Consider the following 20580-nt stretch of genomic DNA (forward strand, 5'->3'; position numbering starts at 1 on the left):
ACCGCGCGCTGAACCTGGGCGCGGAAGCTGCGCTCTAGCAGCAACCGCGATAATGCGCGCCGATCAACGGTTCGAGTGCCGCGAATGCATCCTGGATATGCTGCGTCGAACCGATCGCCGCTCGATATTGCTGGCGAAGCGCCGTTTCAACGGATTCGAGATCGATCCCAAGTACCTTGCCGTCCCCCACGATCGTCTTCCCGCCACGGATCACCTCGACGACGTCCCTTTGCGTTGCACGCGCGAAGAGATAGTGGCGAGGATCGACCTCCATCACGCGGTCCCGGTCCAGCCGGTCGAGATCGAGCAGCAAGAGGTCAGCGGGCATGCCGACGTCTATGCGTCCGCCGGCAGGGAGACCGACCATCTCGCGCCCGGTTGCGCAGGCCGCGGCCAGCGCATCAGCGGGCGTGATCTCCTCGTCGAAAGCCACGCCAGCATTGAGCATGCGAAACAGGCGCAGTTCCCGCAGGGCGTCATCGTCCTCGTCGAACGCGCATCCGTCAAGGCCGATGCCATAGCGAAGCCCCGACGCCTTCATCCGTCCCGCGCGCGCGATGCCGGATTTCAGGTGCAAATTCGAAGAGGGATTGACGGCGATCTTCACGCCGTGGCTCGCCAGGACAGAGAGTTCTTCCGGCCTTGCCCAAACACAATGCGCGACCGTCAGGCGAGGGGACAGCAGGCCGATTTCACGCAGACGTTCGATGATACCACCGGGATAGGTGCGGTCGGCCCACCTGCGCTGTTCACGCGTTTCCAAAAGATGGATGTGGATGCGGCGACCGGTCTCCGCCGATGCGCTGGCGATCGCTTCCAAAAGGCCGTCGGAGCACCATTGCACACCGGTGGGGCCGAATTGGACATCGACATGCAACTCATTTTCCAGTTCCGAGGCAACGTCCGAAACGCGCTTGATCTGTTCTTCGGGCGACATCGTCTCCGCCCGCCAGATATCGTCGATCTTGTATCGATCGGCGAGCTTTGCCGCGATGTCGGTATGGTCGCCGTAGACGATCGGGTTCCGATCCCGCATGGCGATCGCAAAACCGATCGACACGCCGACATCCGAAGCAGCGCGGGCATAGTCGTGCGCTTCTTTCGCCAGAGGCTCACGGCCCATGGGGCGGATCAGGTGCACCATGACGGCAACGCAGCCGCCGCGCGCGGATCGCCCGAATGACGCGGCCGCTGCGAGGTAGGGATCAACGGCCGGCATGACGGCAAGCGAAGGCAGCCAGGTCTCAAGCGGCTTCATCCCGGCGCCGAACGACGTTGGCGACAGCGGTCGTGCGTGATTGTGTCCATCGACCAATGCGGGCATGGCCAGGATACGCGGCGTTGCGGCATCGTCAGTTGCTGATCGGATGGCGGTGATACGGCCCGATTCGACCCGGATTTCGACTGGTCCAACCGGCTCGTAGCTCTCTCCGATGAGGGCCTTGGCCACAATGATTTGACGGTCACTCATAAGCATTCTCGTTAACGGTGGGCGAACTCCGATGAAATCCGGAGCTCGCCTATTTGAGATCAGTTGACGGTTCTCTCAGCAAGAGGCGGAAGGTATTCGGCCGTGAATACCTTGTCTGGCGTCACGTCGCCCTTAAGCTCGTAGGCAGCCTTGATGCTGGAGATCGATCTCGTCAGGCGCGAGACATCCACATCACCGACGCCAACCTTGCCGGTTTCTTCCGACACGATCAGGTTCTTGATGGCGAATTCGATCCGGCGCTTTTCCAGCTGCTCGTTTATCAGCGGCTCGACGGCCTTGACTGTCGCCGCGCCGAGCGCGGGATCATGCATGACCTCGATCATGGCCCTGTTCACGGCCTTCACCAGTCCCCGAACGGCTTCCGGATGTTCGTTGATCAATTTGCGGGAGACCATCAGGCCGTTGGAATAGATGTCCACGCCGTGAGCACCATAATTGTACCAGGTGAAATCCTTGTCGGGGTCCAGACCAAGACCGATCAGGTTCAGATAGCTGGTGACATTGAAGACCAGGCTTGCATCCACGTTTCCACGGATCAGCATCTGCTCCTGGATATTCGGTGCGACGTTGACCATTTCCACGCTGCTTGGATCGATGCCGACATTCGAGGTCAACGCGGGGAAGAGGCGGCCCGCGGCCGAGCCGGCCGGGCTTCCAATCTTGAGACCGGCCAGCTTTTTCAGGTCGGTGACCGGGCCATCCTTCTTGACCAGAACTGAAAACGGCGGCTGATTGTAGATCTGATAGACCATGACAGGCGATACGTCGGGCTTCATCAACGCATTCTGGATGATGGCGTTCATATCGCCGAAGCCTGCGTCATAGGCGCCGGACATGATGCGTGTGACCGTCACCGCCGAGCCTTCTCCCTGATCGATCTGGACATCCAGTCCCTCGTCGGCGAAGTAGCCTTTTTCCTTGGCAAGATAGAACCAGGCGTGGATACCCTGGATCTTCCAGTCGAGCGTCAATTTGATCGGAAGATTGGCCGCATGAACATGCGACGCGAACATCAGCGCGGGTATTATCAGTGACCGGATGAATTTTTTCATTTGTGTTCCCATTCTGAAGGCCGTGTCATGCGACATGACGCGGCAATGCGCGGTGGCGCGTGCAATCCCGGCAACAACCGTTGCCGCCGCAGGCGCCGATGGCATCTGTGGTTCGCGGACCGCCAGGTTGTCAGAGTGTCTGCCGTTGAAGCGAGGCTGGATTGTGCGCCTGGATGTCGAAAGACATCGACACGTTAGAACCGGTCGCCGATGCCGGCTACTGCTCTTTACGCGCGCGAGCGATGACAAAATGGCTTCACTGGAGGCGGTGGGTGGGGCAGAGGGCGCGCTGGGACGCCTGGATGGCATCACCATTCTGCTGCCTAGCATTCGGGACAACTCGTGAACTATTCCGGAATTGGCGCGGCCCGTTCGGGGAACGTTTGTCCGCTGTTCCGATATCCGCGTTGTGGAGTTAGCCCGTAAGGATTTCGTTTCAGCCTTCAGACACGAGCATTCTTGAGCTTTCACGGCTTCGATATATAGTTCGGATGATGCCACCTCACTTCGTCGGCTGAGATCGCGCGCTCAGTTTATTTCCATCAGGATCGCGGAGATATGCGACGAACGCCCCGTTCGGACGCTCCGAGGGCGGGCTCTCGATTGCTGTGCCACCGTTCGCCGTGCCCGCGGAATGCCAACCCAAAACATGATCTGGGCTCGTGGCGGCGATACCGATGGTCCCGCCGTTGGCGGCCGTTGCCGGATTGCCATCGATCGGTTTCGTGATCATCAGCCGACCGCCCTCGTGGGCGTATATCAGCCTGCCTCTCGCATCCATCTCGCCGGGCTTGCCTCCCAGTGCGACGAACGTGGCGTCGTGAAACCGTCTAGCTTGCTCCAGGTCGTTGCTGCCAATCATGACGTGCGTGAACATTGCATCATCTCCCGAAATGGTATGAGCGCGCGACACAGGTCTAACCGCGCGAGGGGATACTACACCGGGCCGAATCAAATCCAGACAAAATTAGGTCAGATAGCGTCAGCCACGAGTGGCATCGCTTTCGTCAAACCAGCAACCGATCAATGCAGTGGCGCAAAGCCGGCAACAAAAGCCGTCAGATTGGCGTATTCTTACTCGCTAGGAGTTTGCGTCAATCCGAGAACTTAACAGTGACCCCGCGCTGGCGAAAATACGCCTTCATCCGTTTCCGGCCCTCGCGATTGCTCTGCACGAGCTTGGCGGGGTCGAACAGGGCCTCTTTCTGGCCTGCACGCGTCAGCGCCGCCTTGAGGTCTGCGATGCGCTCGTCGATATCGACATTGTCGGCCTGAAGGGATTCATAGATCCGCTTCGTTGCATCTTCTACGGTCAGTTCACTCATTGTCATGTTCCCGGTTTCCGTGTAGCGCTCGGTTTCACGCCGCCAGTTTCAGTTCAAGCTTCCACGTATCCTGGGGATTGTGCTTGGACTCGTGGATCGAAAGGCCGCTGCCTTCCATATCGATTTGCATAGTCGCCAGGAGCCAATCAGCGGGCATCACACAGGGCAAGGCTTCTTTATTGAGTAAATCGATTAGTTCGTTCTCAGTCGCGAGGCCATTGCGGGACTGCTGACCAGCGCGGTCGAGGGTCCATAGATAGCGTATAGTCAAAGTCTGTAGTCCATGCGTTATTCGAGCAGCCTCTCTACAGCCCGGGTCCACCAAGATCAAGTTCGGCACTTTCTCACAACCCGTTGAGATCCGGATGATTAGCGTGAAGACAAGGCCCTGAGCGTTGCGTGTGCGCCGGAGGACGTCGACGAAATTCTGGGAGCAATTGTTGACAACGCATTCAAAATCCTGCTCCCGGCTGCGCCAAGTATTCAAGTTCGGCGACCGTCGACTGTCGGCCAAGTGACCGATTGCGATGCGGGAAGCGGCCATATGACCTGATCACCTCTCGGTGGCGGATCGCATAGTCGAGGTATTCTTCATCGCCCAGCTCGCTGAACAGTGCAACGGAGCGATCCTGATGCGCGATATCCTCCGCATGTTCGAACGGCATGTAGAAGAAAACGCGGAGTTCCGGCGGGACAAGCTTGTCGTGGCCCGATCTGAGCGCCAATTCGGCTTCGGCCAAGGCAAGGCCGTCAGTCGCGAATGCGAGCGCTGTTCCGCGGTAGATGTTGCGGGCAAACTGATCGAGCACGACAATCAGCGCGAGATGGTTTGCGGCGTTTTCCCGCCATTCGGGGCTCGGACCAGCTGCGAGCGCAAGATGGGTGTCGCGGAACTGGTTCTTGATTTCGGCGTCGAGCTCAGTGGCGCCACGGAACCAGTCGTCGCGCCCGCACTTCTTGAACCAGAAGTTATAGACGTCCTCAGGTGTACAGATCGAACTCACGTATCCTCCTTGCGCCGCAGCTGGCTGCTGCCATGATGCGAGGCTCTCCAAAACCTGCGCGCCCCTAGCGCTCTTTCGCTCTTCGCCACTTCAACAAGAGACCGAACCCTGGCCCAACAAGGATACCAGCTAGGACCCATTCAAAGAGCGTGAGTGGCCGCTCGTCGGGATCGTGTCCGGTTAAATATAGGAAAAGGAAGAAACCCGCGACACCCACGACGATTGCGCATATGGCAGCAACTGGCCCCTTGTTTTTGGATTGCATTCGGCTTCGTCCCCCTCAGCGACTTGGTAAGTCTAGGGGAACTTCATATTTATGCAAGCCGCGACGTCACAGTGTAACTGCGATAACGCTAAGTTGGGGGAGGGGGTGAGCTTGGCCGCGATGATGACGCCTACGAAACCGCCGGCGCACGCGATCCACCGCCCGGTTCCGACTGTTTCCTTCAGCACGAGAATAGACAGGAAGACGGTGATGATCGGCGCTGAGAAGTACAGTGTCGTAAGTTTGGCGCTTCGTAAAGTTTTACCTGGTCCGCTTCTTGCAAAGGAAAGATACATTAGCATTTTCTGGGAGAAGCGTCATGGAATGCTACAGATCGCAGAGTTTCCTGCCGCTGATCTTGGTCGTCCGGCAAAGAACGATCAGAATTAGGACATTGCTCGATGCCGCAAACGCACTGCTCACCCATTGGGACGAAGATGACGGCGAAGAATACGTGATCGCCGTGAAAGAATGTCTTGATGCGATAAGAGGACAAAGCACCGCTGAGAACGCCAGGGCCGCGCTCATTCGGGCGGTGACCGAGGCTGGCATGGGTGTCATCACGCTCGTTTCTCCTGCACAAACGCCGACGGTTCGCGCGAGGACCGCTGCGTGATCCGCCATATGTCCGTGGACGACGATCTGCGCGGTTGCAAAATGGGATCAAGCTAGTCGAAGGTCTAGCTGCGGGTAGAGTTTCTTCAAGTTCGGGAGCGACTTTGATTGCCAAGGATACTGGCTTGTCCCCTTTATGACCAACTGAACGTCAGGTTTTTTCCGAGCCTCGATCGTCAGTTTTGCCAGAAGGTTGATGCCGGACGAATTGAGGAACTCCAATCCGGTCAGATTGAGGATGACGCGCTCATGCTCGGCTCCCAACATAGCTGAAGCCAACGAAAAGATGGGGGCATAGGCATCCGGCCCTGCCAACCGCAAGACACCGTCGAAAAACACTTCGTTTCCTTCCGCCCACACTCTGAAGTCTTCGTCTCTGATTTCCATCGTTAACTCACAGATTTGAGGTCAAGGGAACTGCAACGGCGGCCGTGGTCGTCAACATTACGCTGTCCATCTCATGAGGGCAAAACTCCCACGTCATTTTGGCACCATAGTCACTGAGCAGCGTCAGCAACCCCAAGCCGGAAGTACTGCCGTCGGAGAGAGCATTCGCCTCAATCTGTTGGATCAGAAGATCGCCCGGATTATCGTCCAGGATTTGATCGAGTTTCCGCTGAAATACCGACGAGGTTTCCGGATCTATCGGATTGCGAACGCGCAGAAGAAATTCAGCATCGCCAAGGCAAGCCTCGATTTTGATCTCCGCGGGCAACCTGAACTTAACCGCGTTCTCGATCAATTCGTTGGTCAGGTAGCTGATGCTGTGGTGAACGTCATTGTAACTGTCCTTTCTCGACGCGAACGGCATCGCCATGACTTCCGCGATGAAGTCTGACGTGATCCCCGAATGTTTCCATCCTAGTTGCAATGGACCATCGATCAGCGTGAGCCGCGCACCGCCATCGAAGTTTACATCCACTAAATCGCAAGAACCGTAGATTTTGCTCGCCATCCGTCACCTGCGCCTAAGTACGAGAAGGGTGATGTCGTCGTGTATCTTATGGGATCCGACGTATTCCATCAGGGTATTTGTGATCCCCAAGACAATTGCGTCGGCACTTCTGTCCTTCAAGCGAAGAGCTTCCGCGCACAGGCGGTCGATTCCGAAAAGCTCCCCGGCGCTGTTTTCGGCCTCTGTCACGCCATCGGTATGAAGGACGATAATATCGTCCTGTTCGAACGGAATTCTGATGGAATTCACGAACGGCGAAATATCAGCTTCAAGTCCGATGGGGAGGCCGAGATCCATGGTGTCGATCCGTTCGAGCTTCCCGTTGGAACGGATCACGATAACTTCTTCGTGCTGGCCGGACAGGATCATCTCCTTGCCATCGTAATCGAGAAAGGCCAGCGTGACGTGCTTGTCGATCTTGGTTCTCTCGATGTTTTTGTAAAGAGCGCTGTTCAAGTCGGTCAGGAACTTCACAGGGTCTGTGTTTCCCGCCTCCTGAAGTGCTCTCGCGACAGACTGCACCATCAGCATGAGGACGCCGCTTTCCAGGCCGTGACCGGTGACGTCACCGATGCCGATCTTTAGACGGTCTCCGCTTTCAAGGACGTCGTAATAATCGCCGCCGACCTCGTCTGCGGCGCGCATGTAGGCGGCCACTTCAAGCGTTCGCGCGGATTTTAGCTCCGCCTCCAATGGTAAAACCATCATCTGGATACGCTCGGCAACCGCCAGCTCCGATCCCAGGCGACGGTTTTCCCGCTCGAGTTGGGCATTGAGAGCGGAGATTTCCTCTTTCGCGTCCTCGATTTCGGCAGTGCGCTCTTCAACAAGCTGTTCGAGGTTTTCGGTGTGGAAGCTGATGTCTTGAGCCATCCTGTTGAAAGCCTCGGCCGCTGCGCCAACCTCGTCCCGGCTGGTTACGGCCACGCGTGCCGAGTAGTCCTTGGCTTGGATCCTTTGCGCGGCGCTCGCAAGTGCACTGACGCCAGCGGTTATCCGCTTCGACGCAGCAAGGACGGCCACGGTGACGATCAACAGCGATCCGAGAATGGCCAATATCTGGTAGGCAACAATCCGGTTTGTGGCATCCGTGATCTTGCTCTGTGCGGTGACAAGAGAGGCGTAAATTTCCTGTTCCGGAACGACGATGCCTAGAGACATGGTTTCGGATCGCACCGGCCCCGTCGACCATAGGTTGGTCGCGGGAAGCTTCTTCATGATGAGCATAAACGGCACCTGGTTTCCGGCCACGTTAAGGAGCAGGTGCTGGATGCCCTCTTGTTGATCTAGCGCCAGTTTTGCTATCGCCGGCTGCGTACTCGTTTTCAGCGACCTCTCGACGCCGGTGACACCGCTCCCCTTTCCTTCGCTTGCGGCATTAATCCCGATTGTGTTCTCACCTACTTTGTTGATCGCGATGACGTTGCCATCGGACATTGCCAGGAAACCAAATCCGCTCTGTGCCACTTTGACGTTTTCGACGATCTGCGCCAGCTGGTCGAGCGTGATGTCCGCACCGACCGTACCGACGACATCCTTCCTGTCGGATGACCAGAGCGGGTGGAAAAAGCTGACGATCAACTTGCCAGTGATTGCGTCCGTGTATGGAGCAGTCTGGGTAATGTCGGAGGGGGTAGGGCGTGTCGTGGGTTCTCTTGCCCAAGCCTGCCACGATTCATAAAGGCCTGGAAAGAAGAACTCCCAAAAATTGGCGTCGTTGTGCCCCGGATAGAGGCGATCGAAAGTCTGCGCCTGGTCCGTATAGGGGGCGGTGCGGAAGATCGGCCTCTCCTTGGGGCCGATGTAATACATCTGCAGCTTCGACGAGCCACTGCTCAACAGGCTGGGGGCAACGATGTTCAAAACCGCACTGGAGTCGATCTCGGACTGAACATCGGCTCGCGGCAAATGATCCGGACCCAAAAGATAACCCCAGACACTGACCACGGAGGCGGTTCCAGGAGCGTTTTGCGCCCACCGGCCTTTTGGGTCATAGCTGACCTGAGTACTCCCGGGGTAGGCTTTCGCGGCCGATAATCCGATCTCCGAGCGCAGCGCGGGATCCGCGATCTGGCTTTGCATTATGCCAGCAAGAACCGTGACGTCGCTGTGGACTTGGGCGAGAAGCAAAGACACTTGTGATGCCGTGGAAGTGACATATGACTTTAGATAGTCTTGGCTGGCGCTCTCCAGACCATGGCCGACCTCGGTCGCGGCATCTCGAGAGAGCCTTTGAACATTCCAAAGAGCGAGCCCGCCGCTGACGACAAGATCAAACAAGACGGCACCGCCGACCAAAAGAACGAACTTGGCCCGAAATGAACCCCAGCGCATCGAAGGCTTCGCGGTTGTCTGATCCATCAGTAAGGCTTTCTCCCCGAAGCCGCCCAAATGGGCCAACCTGCATAGCCTTTGGGATGTAATGCTGCTGTTCGATGGTCGACGAAGCCCTGCCTGAATTTTCTGATGAACTCGGGCGTATCTCCCCTTCGCGCGGCCATCTCTCCGGCGTAGACGTTCTCCCAGGCGTCGATTACGTCCGCAAAGTCCTGAGGATCACCATCCATGTTGGTGACCATGAAACTCTCGACCTTGATTTCGTCGAAACCAGCTTCGGTCAGCAGCCGCCGGCTCTTGGGGCCCATCTCCACGTCCATGTCGAAATGGGCGAAAAGCTTGGCAACCTCAGCGTATGTCCAGGCGATTGAGTCCGCGTGTGGCTCGCCGAGGCAATGAGAGTTCTTTTCGTTGGTGATGTAGACCCGCCCGCCTGGCCGACATATGCGGTAGAGTTCCCGCAATAGAACCTCAGGCCGATCAAATATCTGAAGAGAGTGACGGCAGGTAACGAAATCGAATTCATCGTCTGCCAAGAGCATCTGTGAGGCGTCGCCGTAAGTATATTCGACTTCCGTCAGACCAAAATCCTTGGCGACGCGACGTGCGTACTCCAAACTGCGCTTGGAATGGTCGAGCGCGACCATTCGGCCGGGATTGAACTCCTTCTGTACCAACAACGCAAAATCGCCGATGCCGCAACAGATGTCCGCGATCCTCGCCCCCCGCTCGAGACCATGGCGTGGAAGCATCTGACGCTCGTGTCGCCAAGTCATTTTAGTCTGAGTGCGCAGAATTGGGATGAAGCTCTCGTCCTCCAAGAACGATTGCCCTGGATAGAACGCAGAATCGTAGACCTCTACCGTCAGATTTTCCCCGGCAGCTGCAAGGGTTGCGAACAGCTTGGCTGACCATGCGATTACACTAGACGTTACGATGACAATTCGGAGGTCCGCACAGATAGAAACAAGGCTACTTTCCAACGCTTCAAAGGCGGTTCCGTTAATCTGTGTGAGACGTTTTACATTGAGATAGGCAACCCCTTTGCAGCGGCCGAAGCTTTCGACCATGAGCTCCAAGAGATCCCTCATATCGGATGAGGCATGCGGCCTCAGCTTCCCAACGAGAGTCACTTCTTGATTTGTCGGATCAAAAGCTGCTGCGAACTGGGGTATGTTGAGATTCACGCAAGCTCCTCTTGCCAGAGGAATGCGGCCGTGAGGGCGATCCTGTTGGGAGACACTTCAGCCGCCGTTAATTCGACCTGGCAAGCGTCCGCAAACCTAGCGAGACGATCGACGTCCTTGGCGATCCAGCCGCTAGTTCTTCGGGCGACAACTTCCCCGTTAATTGTCCCGCCAATTTCCTTACAGATGGCCGCTTGAGTGTCCTCTGGGCAATCAAAGCTAAGTTTCACGCGTACGCACCCAGGCTCCTTGTCGAGCTCGAACTTCACTTGGCCAACCTCGGTGGAGGCCTTAAAGGCCAATTCGACAAGTTCGTTGACCGTCACGGCCAAGAAATTGGAATACCTAGCGGGGTCGCCATGGATCTGACCAACGATGCGCGACAGATATTCGGAGACTCTATCACACAGTTCCCATTGCGATTTGAGAAGCGCGGCATCGAGCTCCAACGTTGCCATTGGCCCGTACCGTCTTTCAGACTTTGCGTCAGCGGCTACTGACATCGATGGCTCCCACACTACATTAGGTCCGGCTTTCGATATCCGTTCCCAACCAATCCTGGCTGGCTTTGTCGTTGGAGACTGGCGTGCCTCCCCCCGGGCCCTGCTTCAACGTCGTCAGAAAGCTCTTCATCGCGTTGACCTTCAGCGGTGGGCTGATGACGTATCCCTGGATGCGATCGCATCCGAGATCGTTTAACCACTGCGCCTGCGCAGGCGTTTCAACGCCCTCTGCTGTGACGGCCATTTCCAGGGCATGCGCGAGCACGATGACAGATCGGACGATCGCCTGGCTCTTTTCATTGTTCTCAAGATCCGAGACGAAGTACTTGTCGATTTTGATCGTATCGAACGGGAAGTTCTTGAGGTAGCTGAGGGACGAGTACATCGTCCCGAAGTCGTCTAGCGAAATACGGATTCCCAGAACGCTGAGCGTGTTGAGCGTGTCGAGATTGTCGACGGTACGCTCAAGCAGAACACCCTCGGTAATTTCCACCTCGAGCCGATCGGCGGCCAAACCTATCTCGTCAAGCGTCTGCGATATGCGATCGGTCAATCCGTCGGTGAGAAACTCGGCAGGAGACACGTTCACAGCGAGAGTGAATTCCTCAGGCCACTCCAGCGCCTCACGGCATGCCTGGTCCAGCACCCACGAGCCGATCTCAGGCATCAGACCGTCGCTCTCGGCCATGGGTATAAAAACAGAAGGCGGGATGGTGCCCAACAGGGGATGGTCCCACCTAAGCAGCGCTTCGAACCCCGCGACCCCTTTGTCACCAACGATCGGCTGATAGTCGATCGAAAACTCCTGCCTTTGCAGAGCCATTCGCAAACTACGTCGGAGCATCTCACGATGCTCGATAACGTGAAGCATATTCGCTTCAAATGCGCTTGCCCGCCCTCGGCCGTCGGTCTTCGCTGCATACAGGGCGACGTCGGACGCTTTCATCAACTTCTCGGGGTCGTTGCCATCGCTCGGAGCCACCGCAATCCCGACGCTGATTCCAACAAAAACGGCAATCCCGTCCAGCGTGAATGGTGCCTTGAAGGCTCGAACAAGCCGTTCGCCAAGCTCACGACTTCGCCCCGAGCGGCCTTGCCCCAAAGAGATCACCGCAAATTCGTCTCCGGCCAGCCTGTAAGCTCGATCGTCGTCGCTAAGACAGCTTGTAATCCTGCCGGCGGCGAGTTGTAGTAGCTTGTCGCCTGCTGGGTGCCCAAGCGTATCGTTGACAGGCTTGAAGTCGTCCAGATCCAATTGCATCAGGCTAACGGCGTCGGTGCGACCGCTTATGGCCTGTAGAGCCTGGGAAAGGTCGGATGAAAATTGACGCCGGTTTGGTAATCCTGTGAGTGGATCGTGCGTTGCCTGGTGCAGCAGTTTTGTGCGTTCTTCACTATCTGACGCTCGGTCGCCTTCAATCACTCCAATGAGATCACCAATCGGGAAAATTATCTGCTCTATCATTCGCCCATTACCGAGATCGCAGACAAGCCGGAGAGGCGCTGTTCTCTCTTCCTGAAGGTATTTGACGACTTCGGCTTTATCCAGGTGAGGATGTAGGTCCTCAAGGCCCACAACAGGCATGACGCTGGTTGTTTTGGCGAAGATTGTGGAAGCTTCAACGAGATTCAGGTGCCGATCAAAATAATCGACCCTGCTAGTGCTCCCCGTGCGGTCCGTGTCCGACGCAGAAGCCGGCCAATTGGATTGGGGTTCTCTCATTGGTCGGCGGCCCCTGTCACTTTCCATAAAATAGAATCAAGACGACAAAGCACTTTCTGAGTGCATACATTAGCTGCAGGTCTTTTAACATATAGAAAATAACGGAAGGCGATTCTCAGATGTGACAACCTGCACGTCAGGATGTAGGGCCCAAGCAGCGTTCGGCAGGTGGCCCGTTAAATCGCCAAGCACCATCGTGCGCGAATGGTTAGTATTCAGTCAAAGGTCGTGCTGGTGAAGCCGCACCGGTGGCCACAAGAACCTCACTCGCAAACCAAGCCTGGCTGCATATCTTGAAATGCGGTTCAGCCACCTTGGAACAAGCCGCTCGCAAACCTTCAGCGGGTGGATAGAGGCGGCGGTGGAGGGGATGTGGTCGAACCCGTTCCCAGCGAACGCTGCACCATGACACTGTCGGCCCAGCGGCCGTAGCGATATGCGACGGCTGGCAACAGGCCGACGCGCACGAAATTGAACCTTTCGTGCAAGGCAAGCGACGCCGCGTTGTCGGCGTCGATGTAACCGATGATCTGTCGGAATCCTGCCGCAGCACAGGCGTCGATCAGACCGCGCAGCAGCTGGCTTCCGACCCCCTTGCCGATATGGTCGTGATGCACATAGATCGAATGCTTGACGGTATAGCGGTAGGCAGGGCGTTTGCGGAAGAGCACTACATATGCATAACCGACCACCGTCCCGTTGATGGTCGCAACGATATGCGGAAAGCGCCTGCTCTTCAGATTCTTGCGCCGCTCGCGCAGGTCATCCGGCTCCGGCGTATCGCTGTCGTCCACGCCCTCTTCGACCCCTCGGCGAATATGCCGGCGATAAATCGCCAGCATAGGTTCCACATCCGCGTCCCTTGAAGGGCGAATGGTCAATCCGTTGTCCTGTTCCATTATCGATCCTGGCGTGCGCAATTATTCCGCGACCACATAGGTGTAGAGCCGCACTCGGCCCGATGAATCGGTCTCGCGGTAGACACCTTGGATTTCGACATCAAACCCCGGGAAGGTGTTGAAGCAGGATTCGAACATCTTGAGATAGTCGATCATCGGCTTTGCCGCGTCCGTTAGGCGCTCGCCTGGCACGATCGTTGCGATCCCCGGCGGATAGACCACGAACGGGGTGGTCGCAATGCGCCCGGCGATCTCGTCGATCGGCAGGTATTCGACGTCATTGCGCATGAGGCTGCGTGCCGCGTCGTGCGGCGACATGGCCATTGGCGGGAGGTGAGCGGCGGAAAACTGCTTTGTCTGGAGCGCGCTGACATTGGCATCGCGGAAGAAGCGGTGGAGATCGCCGCAAAGATCGCGCAGGCGCACCCCGGCATAGCGGCCCGGGCGCCGGCGGTAGAATTCCGGGATCACCTCTTCGAGCAACGCATTGTCGTCATGTAGCTTCTTGAAGGCGACGAGCCCGCTGATCAGGGTGCCCGCCTTGCTTGCCTCGACGCCGGGTGTCAGCAGGAAGAGCAAGGAGTTGAGGTCGTTTTTCTCGGCAACGATACGGTTCTCACGAAGATATTGCGCCACGATCGGGGCAGGAATGCCGTGCTCGGGATAGAGACCCGTCTTGCGGTCGAAGCCTGGTGTCAGCACCGTCAGCTTGTTGGGGTCCGTCATGGCAAACCCCTGCTCCATGCCACTGAAACCATGCCAGGATGCACCGGGAGTGAGGTGCCAGAAAGCCGGGTTAGTCGCCAGCTGGTCGGTGGCAATGCTCTCCCATGGCACATCGTGCGAGGCGCCGGGGCTTGCAACATCCGGGATCGAAACGCGATCAGGAACGAATGGCTCGAAAAACCATCGACGTTCCGCACGTGGCTCCTTGTCCTCGAATTCCCGGCGCACGGCGCGCATTTTCTTTCTGAGTTCGATCCCAAGGCGGATCGTATCGTCCCAAAGGACTTCGCCGGAACGGCCCTTCATCATCTGCGCGCCGACATCGAGCGAGGCGAACAGCGGGTAGAAGGGCGACGTCGAGGCGTGCTGCATGAAGCTTTCGTTGAAACGCCGATGCTCCACGCGCCGTTTTTGCCCTTCAATATGGCGATCCTTCATGTGGATCTGCGACGCCTGGGAAAAGCTAGCAAGCTGTTTGTGGGTTGACTGCGTCGCAATGATGCCGGGCGAGTCCGAGCCGAGATCGGCAAGCCCCATGGCGAAACGACCAGCATAAAGCGGGTGGAACTTCATGAAGCCGGCCCAGGCCTCGTCGAACAGGATATAGTCGCAAAGGTGACCGATGGATTTGAGGATCATCTCTGCATTGTGGATCGTGCCGTCATAGGTGCATTGCTCGACGACGGCGACCCGGAACGGCCGCGGCTTCTGCCAGGCGTCAGGATCCTTGACGAGGGGATTGGCGCGGATGCGCTCTCGCAGCGCCGTCTCGTCCAATGCCGCATAGTCGATCGGGCCAATGAGACCGTGCGCATTGCGTTTGGTCGGCAGGTAGATGGGAATGCCACCCGATATCATCAGCGCGCCATGATGAGCGGCTTTATGGTTGTTACGGTCGAACAGGACGAGGTCGCCATCTGTGACGAGGGCGGAAAGCGCAACCTTGTTTGACGTGGATGTTCCGTTCAGCACGAAATAGGTCTTCTCTGCACCGAAGATTTTCGCCGCCTCCTTCTGCGCCGCCAGCGCCGGACCTTCGTGGGTCAGGAGGTCACCGAGGTCGAGCACGGAATTGTCGAGGTCGTCGCGGAAAACAGCTTCGCCGAGGTGCTCCATGAACACTCGGCCGATCGGGCTGCGGCTGTAGAACACGCCGCCATTGTGGCCGGGACAGGTCCAGAGATGGTTGCCTTCTTCGGCATAGTCGACAAGAGCACCAAAGAATGGCGTTTTCAGCGTCTCGGCGTATTGCTTCAGACGGCTGATGAGGTTTTTGGCGATGAAGGCCGGTGTTTCCTCTGACAGGAAAACATAACCGTCGATGAAGTCGAGCACTTCGACAGGCACGTCCTCGAAGCGCTTTCCACGAATGAGCAGGATGATGGGAAAATCCAGTCCGCGGCGCCGCATCAGGTTTATGAGGTGAGAGGTTTTGCCCTCGAGACCCTTTTTGCCCCAGTCGACCATCATGCAGCCGATAGCGGCGTCGGTCTGAACGACGATCTCGGCGTCGTCGAGATTGCGGGCACGCACCACTTCAAAGCCGGAACGCTCGATCTCTTGGATGATCTGATTGTAACGAACGCCCTCCAGATTCTCGCTGTCGAAAGAAGGTGTCGCGAACAGGAAGTTAAAGCGTCTGAAATAATCCATGCCAGCATCCAAGATTAATCGAACGCAAGATGTCGCCTGATTTTATGACGGTGCTGTGACGATGGCGAGAAGTCCACCAATGAGGGCGGAAAAGAACTGTTTCAAAACCGCCTCTGCCGCCCCCTCGCTCCCGCTGCGATCGTCGGCGTCTTTGGAACTTTCATTTTATTAAGCAGTTTCGAATATAATCGCATGCACAAAAGAAGCGTGCGTTTACCGTCACCCCCTTTGGACGGATAAAATTCGAGCCCTCGTTCTCCTGCGAGGGCTTCTTTTACCGCCATTGCCAAGAGTTCGGCTGGGTCGCCGCTTGTCCTGGCGGCGTTCTCGCTTTTTGATGCCTAGAGCGAGGTGGCGTCGCAACTGGCCGGTTCCTTGGCTTGGCTGGCTGTCGGCCTCGGCGCGGCTGCGCAGAGGCACCATTCGCTGACGCCTCCATGAAGTCGCTAACTCACTGCCCTAAGGTTTTGTTCGGGCTGTGGCAATTCATTAAAGCCTCGCTGGTGGCGCATGCCGACATCTGCCAGCAAGTCTTCGAGAGGAAGCGGGTTGGAGAACTCGCCGTTTTGTGCAAGCCGTCCGGCGATACGCTGGACGGCTTCGTTATAGGGTGTCGCTATGCCGTGCAGGCGGCCGAGCAGGACGATCTCGCCGTTGAGGAAGTCGACCTCGCTCGATGCGCCACGGGTGAAGCTTTGCCAGGTCGATTGCTGGCCGGGATGGATGCCGCTGTTCTCAGCCACCCGCCAGTTTGAAATATCAATGTTGCGCTCGGAGGGCGCGGCAAGCGTGTAGCCGGCTGCCTGAAGTGCAAGCCGCGCTTCTTCCACCAGAGCTTCTCCAATCTCGCTCCTGAGATCCGCAGGGCCGTGAAACAGTTCTAGCACGTTGCGGGCATTGTGAAGCAGCTTGGCCGATTTCCATCCGGTTATCTCGCCCGTCGTTTCAGCGAGGTAACCGGCCCGGCTGAGGTCCGCCGCAATGCGGTTGCTCGTCTCGTCACGCCCCCTGGGAAAGCGGCCAGTCGTCACGACGCCAACTTCAGGGTCGCCACCGCACACGACATTGCCGGTTTCGGTAAACCGGGCCGGCGTCATGATGCTGGCGCCATAGACATGGGCGAAGGTTCGAAGCGCCAGCGCCTCGGTTGCCAGACCGTTCTGGAAGGTGACGATTGGAACGATGGCGGCCGCCGGATCGGTGGTGCCTGAAACGCTGCGCCATGACCAGAAGGCAAGCGCGCCCGCCGCATCCTGCGACTTGACGGTCAGGAGCAGGATATCGCCGGGCGTCAGTTCGGGCGGATTCGAGAGATCGAAAGCGTTGAGTTTCAGCTGCTGCGTCCCCGTCGGCCGCCGGTAGCTCAATCCGTGTTGACTGATGTGGCTGATCTGCGCGCCGCGACCAACCAGGGCGTAGGGAATGCCGGACAGTTCGAACTGCGCTGCAAGGCTTGCACCGACCGCGCCGGCTCCGATGATTACATAGCGTGTCATGTCGTAGTCCTTGATCAGACGCCCAGGTTCTGCCTGAGGGTTTCATGCTGATAGTCGTGATGGAATATGCCGCGCCTCTGCAGTTCCGGGATCAGGTGATCGGTGACGGCGGAGAGACCGAGCTCGTATTTCAGGGTGAAGGCCAGGAAGTTGAAGCCATCGCTTGCACCCCTTTCATAGCGGTCCTGCAACTGGTCGGCGATGTTCTCCACCGAGCCGATCGGGAACCAGTGGCCGGCACCGCTGGAGTGATAGATGATGAGATCGCGCACCGTGCGGACCTTGCCGCTCTCGATAAGCTCGCGGAAGACACCGAAGCGCGACCGGCGTCCCTGGACATTGGCCGTTTGCGGCAGGTCTTTGAGCGGGATCTCCGCGTCGAGGTCGATGCCTTCGAAATCGATGCCGCCGAACTGGCCGGCGAGCGACTTGCGCCCCTCCTCGAAATCGATGTCGTCGATCACCTTTTGCCAGAAGCGCTTGGCCTCTTCGTCGGTAGAGCCGATGACCGGCGCCACCCCCGGCAGGATCTTGATCGCATCCGGTGATCGCCCATAGGCGGTCGCGCGTTGCTTGAAGTCTCGATAGAGATCGATCGACGGCTCGGCCTCGGTAAGCCCCGTGGTGAAGATGACGTCGGCAACACGCGCGCCGAGCTGCCTTCCTTCGCTGGACGAGCCGGCCTGGGCAAGAATGGGCTTGTCCTGCGGGCTGCGTGAAACGTTGAGCGGTCCCTGGACGGAGAAGTGGCGGCTGTTCCAGTCGATGCGGTGTACCTTGCCCGCATCGATGACCTGGCGGCCGCTGTCGTCATAGCTCACGGCGTCTGGCTCCCAGCTTTCCCATAGTGCCTGAACCACGCCCGCAAACTCCTCGGCGATCGCATAGCGATCGTCATGCGCAGGAAGCGGCTTGCCGAAATTCTTCTCCCCGGCCGAGGAGGTGACGAGGTTCCAGCCGGCGCGGCCCTTGGAGATGTGATCAAGCGACAGAACCTGCCGAGCGAGATTGTAGGGCTCGGTGAAGGAGGTCGAAATCGAGCCGATCAGGCCGATGCGCGACGTCTTTGCGGCAAGCGCGCTGAGCAGCGTCACCGGTTCCAGCCCCGGCTTCGGTGCGGTGTCGCTGGTCACCAGCGCGTCGGCAAGGAAGACCGTGTGGATCTTGCCGCGTTCGGCGTGCTGCGCCTGCTCGACATAGGCGTCTATATCGAGGAGGTTGTCGGTCGGGCCGTCGCGGCCCTTCTTCTTCGTCTGTCCGGTTCCGCCCAGAAGCAGGCCGAGCACCAGTCCTGTGCCGCGTTCACTGCTGCGACCCGCCCATTTGTTCGTCATGTCGATTATCCCTAGGAAAAGTGTCAGGCAGTCGCGTAGCCGCGCTGTTCAACGGTGCGCACTTCGTGAGTGGGCTCCGGTGGCGTGGAGTGCAGACCGGGAGCAGACTGGTCGCGCTCCGACAACGGGTGGACCTGCACGAAGCCCTTGTGCAACGACAGTTCCACCTCCACGCCGTAGACGCGCTTGATCAGTTCGGGCGAATACACATCCGCTGGTCGCCCTTCGGCAATCACCACCCCGTCCTGCAGGAAGACCACACGGTCGGTGAAGCGAGCGGCCTGGTTGAGATCGTGAATGGCGATCACGGCCGCCACGTTGTTCTTGCGGGTGACGTCACGGGCAACAGCCAGCGTCTGCCACTGATAGCGTATATCGAGAGCGCTGGTCGGTTCGTCCAGAAGCAGGATTTCCGGATCCTGGGCAAGGGCGCGGGCAATCAGCACACGTTGTCCCTGGCCGCCGGAGAGCTCCGTCACTGCCCGCTCGCCGAGATCCTCAAGGCCCATGCGCTGCATGGCGGCATCGACATGCGCCCAGTCCTCGTCCCGCGGGCGGGTGCCGAAGTAGGGCGTGCGCCCTAGGAGCACGGCTTCGCGGATGTCGAGCCCGAAGGACAGTCCGATCGATTGCGGCACATAGGCGACGATGCGGGCGAGATCGCGGCGTGCGAGCTTTGTGAGGTCAGCATCGCCGTTCCAGGTGATTGAGCCTGATGTCGGCGTGTTGATCCCGGCGATGGTCTTGATCAACGTCGACTTGCCCGAGCCGTTCGAGCCGAGAAGGCCAACAAGCTCGCCTTTTCCGATCGTCAGGTTCGCGCCCTTGACGACCTGTCTTTTGCCATAGCCGACTTCGAGTGAGGAAATCTGGAGGGTCATTCGATTGCCTTTTGTCGAGAGAGGATGAGGTAGAGGAAGATCGGCGCGCCAACCAAGGCATCGATGATCCCAACGGGAATGACGCCAGGAGAGATGACGAGCCTGCCGACGGCATCGGCTACGACGAGGAGCAGGGCGCCGATGATGGCCGAGAACGCAATGAGGAAGCGGTGGTTGGGACCGACGACCAGTCGCGCGATATGCGGCGCGACGAGGCCGACGAAGCCGATGATGCCGGTAAACGCGATGGTCACCGCCGTAAGCGTCGCCGCGATCGCGATCGTCTGCAGCCGTACCGTCGAGACGGCGACGCCGAGGCTCTTGGCCGAATCGTCGCCGGCGAAAGCGATCGCATTAAGGGCGCTTGAGCGGAAGCGGATATAGGGGAAGGCGAGGGCAAGCAGCGCGAAGAGCGCGAGCACCTGATACCAGGCCGAATTGTTGACCGAACCCCATGTCCAGCGCACGATTGCCGCAAGCACCTCGTCCTCGGCAAAATACTGGATGCAGGCCGTCAGCGCGCCGAAGAGCTGCGACAGCGCGATGCCGACGAGGATGAGCGTCGTTGCATGGAGATTGCGCGACGATGCGAGCGAGAGCACCAGCGCTGTGTTGATAAAGGAAAACAGAAGCGCGCCGATAACAAGCGACACCGCCGCACTTCCGGCCGTCGCGCCGAAGACGACGATCGCCAGCGAAGCGCCGAAGGCTGCTGCAGGCGCGATGCCCAGTGTGTAGGGGCTGACCAGCGGATTGCGCAACAGGCCCTGAAACAGCGTGCCCGCGACGGCGAGCGCCGCCCCGCCGAGAATGGCGAGAAGCACGCGCGGCAGGCGCAGTTCCCAGACGACGTTATGCATCAGAAGCGTGGTGCGATCCGTAGGTACCGTGCCCGTGATCTTGGCCCAGAAGGTCTGCAGGACATTGACCAGCGTCGCCCCGGAAGTTCCGATCTGGATGCCGACAAGAGCGGTGATGACGACGGCGGCGATCCCGAGGCCGATTGCAAGCTTCTGGCCGGTATAGCGGTCACGCGGTTTGCGGGTATTGGTCGGCAGGGAATGCGGCAAAGGCGGCGAATGGGATTCCGTTTGGACTGAACTCATCTTTTCCTCGAAACTGAATGGGGTGTC

General features: G+C 58.3%; 21 protein-coding genes. 2 read left to right on the plus strand and 19 right to left on the minus strand.

Annotation, left to right across the window (positions count from 1 at the left end):
* Nucleotides 1-34: 34 nt before the first annotated feature.
* From D460_RS0123180 to D460_RS37185, 7 genes are all read right to left on the minus strand, one after another.
* Nucleotides 35-1471 (minus strand): amidohydrolase family protein, encoded by a 1437-nt coding sequence (locus D460_RS0123180; RefSeq protein WP_018900986.1) that lies wholly within the window; start codon nucleotides 1469-1471, stop codon nucleotides 35-37.
* Nucleotides 1472-1530: 59 nt separating this feature from the next.
* Nucleotides 1531-2544, minus strand: a complete 1014-nt coding sequence (locus tag D460_RS0123185) for an ABC transporter substrate-binding protein (RefSeq protein WP_026283437.1) — start codon at nucleotides 2542-2544, stop codon at nucleotides 1531-1533.
* A gap of 502 nt (nucleotides 2545-3046) precedes the next feature.
* Nucleotides 3047-3421 (minus strand): VOC family protein, encoded by a 375-nt coding sequence (locus tag D460_RS0123190; RefSeq protein ID WP_018900988.1) that lies wholly within the window; start codon nucleotides 3419-3421, stop codon nucleotides 3047-3049.
* 217 nt (nucleotides 3422-3638) lie between these two features.
* The gene (locus tag D460_RS0123195) at nucleotides 3639-3869 is read right to left on the minus strand and encodes a hypothetical protein (RefSeq protein ID WP_026283438.1); all 231 of its coding nucleotides are present in this window, start codon (nucleotides 3867-3869) and stop codon (nucleotides 3639-3641) included.
* A 34-nt stretch (nucleotides 3870-3903) separates the two neighbouring features.
* A complete protein-coding gene (locus D460_RS34660; protein ID WP_081619962.1) occupies nucleotides 3904-4140 on the minus strand; it encodes a hypothetical protein in 237 nt (78 codons plus the stop codon).
* A gap of 181 nt (nucleotides 4141-4321) precedes the next feature.
* Nucleotides 4322-4873 (minus strand): DUF924 family protein, encoded by a 552-nt coding sequence (locus D460_RS0123205; protein WP_018900991.1) that lies wholly within the window; start codon nucleotides 4871-4873, stop codon nucleotides 4322-4324.
* A 297-nt stretch (nucleotides 4874-5170) separates the two neighbouring features.
* Complete coding sequence (locus D460_RS37185; protein ID WP_018900993.1) at nucleotides 5171-5434, minus strand: EamA family transporter; 264 nt, start codon at nucleotides 5432-5434, stop codon at nucleotides 5171-5173.
* On the opposite strand from D460_RS37185, the gene D460_RS36850 reads away from it, so the two are divergent.
* Both D460_RS36850 and D460_RS33670 read left to right on the plus strand, forming a co-directional pair.
* The gene (locus tag D460_RS36850) at nucleotides 5349-5528 is read left to right on the plus strand and encodes a hypothetical protein (protein WP_245267791.1); all 180 of its coding nucleotides are present in this window, start codon (nucleotides 5349-5351) and stop codon (nucleotides 5526-5528) included. The two genes, D460_RS37185 and D460_RS36850, sit on opposite strands and share 86 nt — an antisense overlap.
* A gap of 4 nt (nucleotides 5529-5532) precedes the next feature.
* Nucleotides 5533-5754, plus strand: a complete 222-nt coding sequence (locus D460_RS33670) for a DUF982 domain-containing protein (RefSeq protein WP_245267788.1) — start codon at nucleotides 5533-5535, stop codon at nucleotides 5752-5754.
* 47 nt (nucleotides 5755-5801) lie between these two features.
* On the opposite strand, the gene D460_RS0123220 is transcribed toward D460_RS33670, so the two are convergent.
* From D460_RS0123220 to D460_RS0123275, 12 genes are all read right to left on the minus strand, one after another.
* Nucleotides 5802-6140: an STAS domain-containing protein gene (locus D460_RS0123220; protein WP_018900995.1), complete on the minus strand. Its 339-nt coding sequence runs from the start codon at nucleotides 6138-6140 to the stop codon at nucleotides 5802-5804.
* Between the two features lie 7 nt (nucleotides 6141-6147).
* Nucleotides 6148-6708: a hypothetical protein gene (locus D460_RS0123225; protein ID WP_018900996.1), complete on the minus strand. Its 561-nt coding sequence runs from the start codon at nucleotides 6706-6708 to the stop codon at nucleotides 6148-6150.
* Nucleotides 6709-6711: 3 nt separating this feature from the next.
* Nucleotides 6712-9069, minus strand: a complete 2358-nt coding sequence (locus D460_RS0123230; RefSeq protein WP_018900997.1) for a SpoIIE family protein phosphatase — start codon at nucleotides 9067-9069, stop codon at nucleotides 6712-6714.
* Entirely contained in the window at nucleotides 9069-10115 is a 1047-nt protein-coding gene (locus D460_RS0123235; RefSeq protein WP_081619963.1) for a class I SAM-dependent methyltransferase, read from the minus strand. The genes D460_RS0123230 and D460_RS0123235 overlap by 1 nt, the downstream gene beginning before the upstream one ends.
* Nucleotides 10116-10228: 113 nt before the next feature.
* Nucleotides 10229-10735: a hypothetical protein gene (locus D460_RS34665; protein ID WP_155947841.1), complete on the minus strand. Its 507-nt coding sequence runs from the start codon at nucleotides 10733-10735 to the stop codon at nucleotides 10229-10231.
* A gap of 19 nt (nucleotides 10736-10754) precedes the next feature.
* The gene (locus D460_RS0123245) at nucleotides 10755-12458 is read right to left on the minus strand and encodes an EAL domain-containing protein (RefSeq protein WP_018901000.1); all 1704 of its coding nucleotides are present in this window, start codon (nucleotides 12456-12458) and stop codon (nucleotides 10755-10757) included.
* Between the two features lie 338 nt (nucleotides 12459-12796).
* Complete coding sequence (locus tag D460_RS0123250) at nucleotides 12797-13357, minus strand: GNAT family N-acetyltransferase (protein ID WP_026283441.1); 561 nt, start codon at nucleotides 13355-13357, stop codon at nucleotides 12797-12799.
* A 21-nt stretch (nucleotides 13358-13378) separates the two neighbouring features.
* Nucleotides 13379-15736 carry an Orn/Lys/Arg decarboxylase N-terminal domain-containing protein gene (locus tag D460_RS0123255; protein ID WP_018901002.1) on the minus strand — a complete coding sequence of 786 codons (2358 nt, stop codon included), beginning with the start codon at nucleotides 15734-15736 and terminating at the stop codon, nucleotides 13379-13381.
* Between the two features lie 446 nt (nucleotides 15737-16182).
* On the minus strand, nucleotides 16183-17232 hold the full coding sequence (locus tag D460_RS0123260) for a 2-dehydropantoate 2-reductase N-terminal domain-containing protein (RefSeq protein ID WP_018901003.1): 1050 nt from the start codon (nucleotides 17230-17232) through the stop codon (nucleotides 16183-16185).
* Between the two features lie 14 nt (nucleotides 17233-17246).
* Nucleotides 17247-18566, minus strand: coding sequence for an NtaA/DmoA family FMN-dependent monooxygenase (locus tag D460_RS0123265; RefSeq protein ID WP_018901004.1), 1320 nt, complete (start codon nucleotides 18564-18566; stop codon nucleotides 17247-17249).
* A 23-nt stretch (nucleotides 18567-18589) separates the two neighbouring features.
* Nucleotides 18590-19447: an ABC transporter ATP-binding protein gene (locus D460_RS0123270; RefSeq protein WP_018901005.1), complete on the minus strand. Its 858-nt coding sequence runs from the start codon at nucleotides 19445-19447 to the stop codon at nucleotides 18590-18592.
* On the minus strand, nucleotides 19444-20553 hold the full coding sequence (locus tag D460_RS0123275; RefSeq protein ID WP_018901006.1) for an iron ABC transporter permease: 1110 nt from the start codon (nucleotides 20551-20553) through the stop codon (nucleotides 19444-19446). The genes D460_RS0123270 and D460_RS0123275 overlap by 4 nt, the downstream gene beginning before the upstream one ends.
* Nucleotides 20554-20580 lie beyond the last annotated feature (27 nt).

The sequence above is a fragment of the Rhizobium sp. 2MFCol3.1 genome (genome assembly GCF_000377565.1).
GTDB lineage: Bacteria > Pseudomonadota > Alphaproteobacteria > Rhizobiales > Rhizobiaceae > Rhizobium.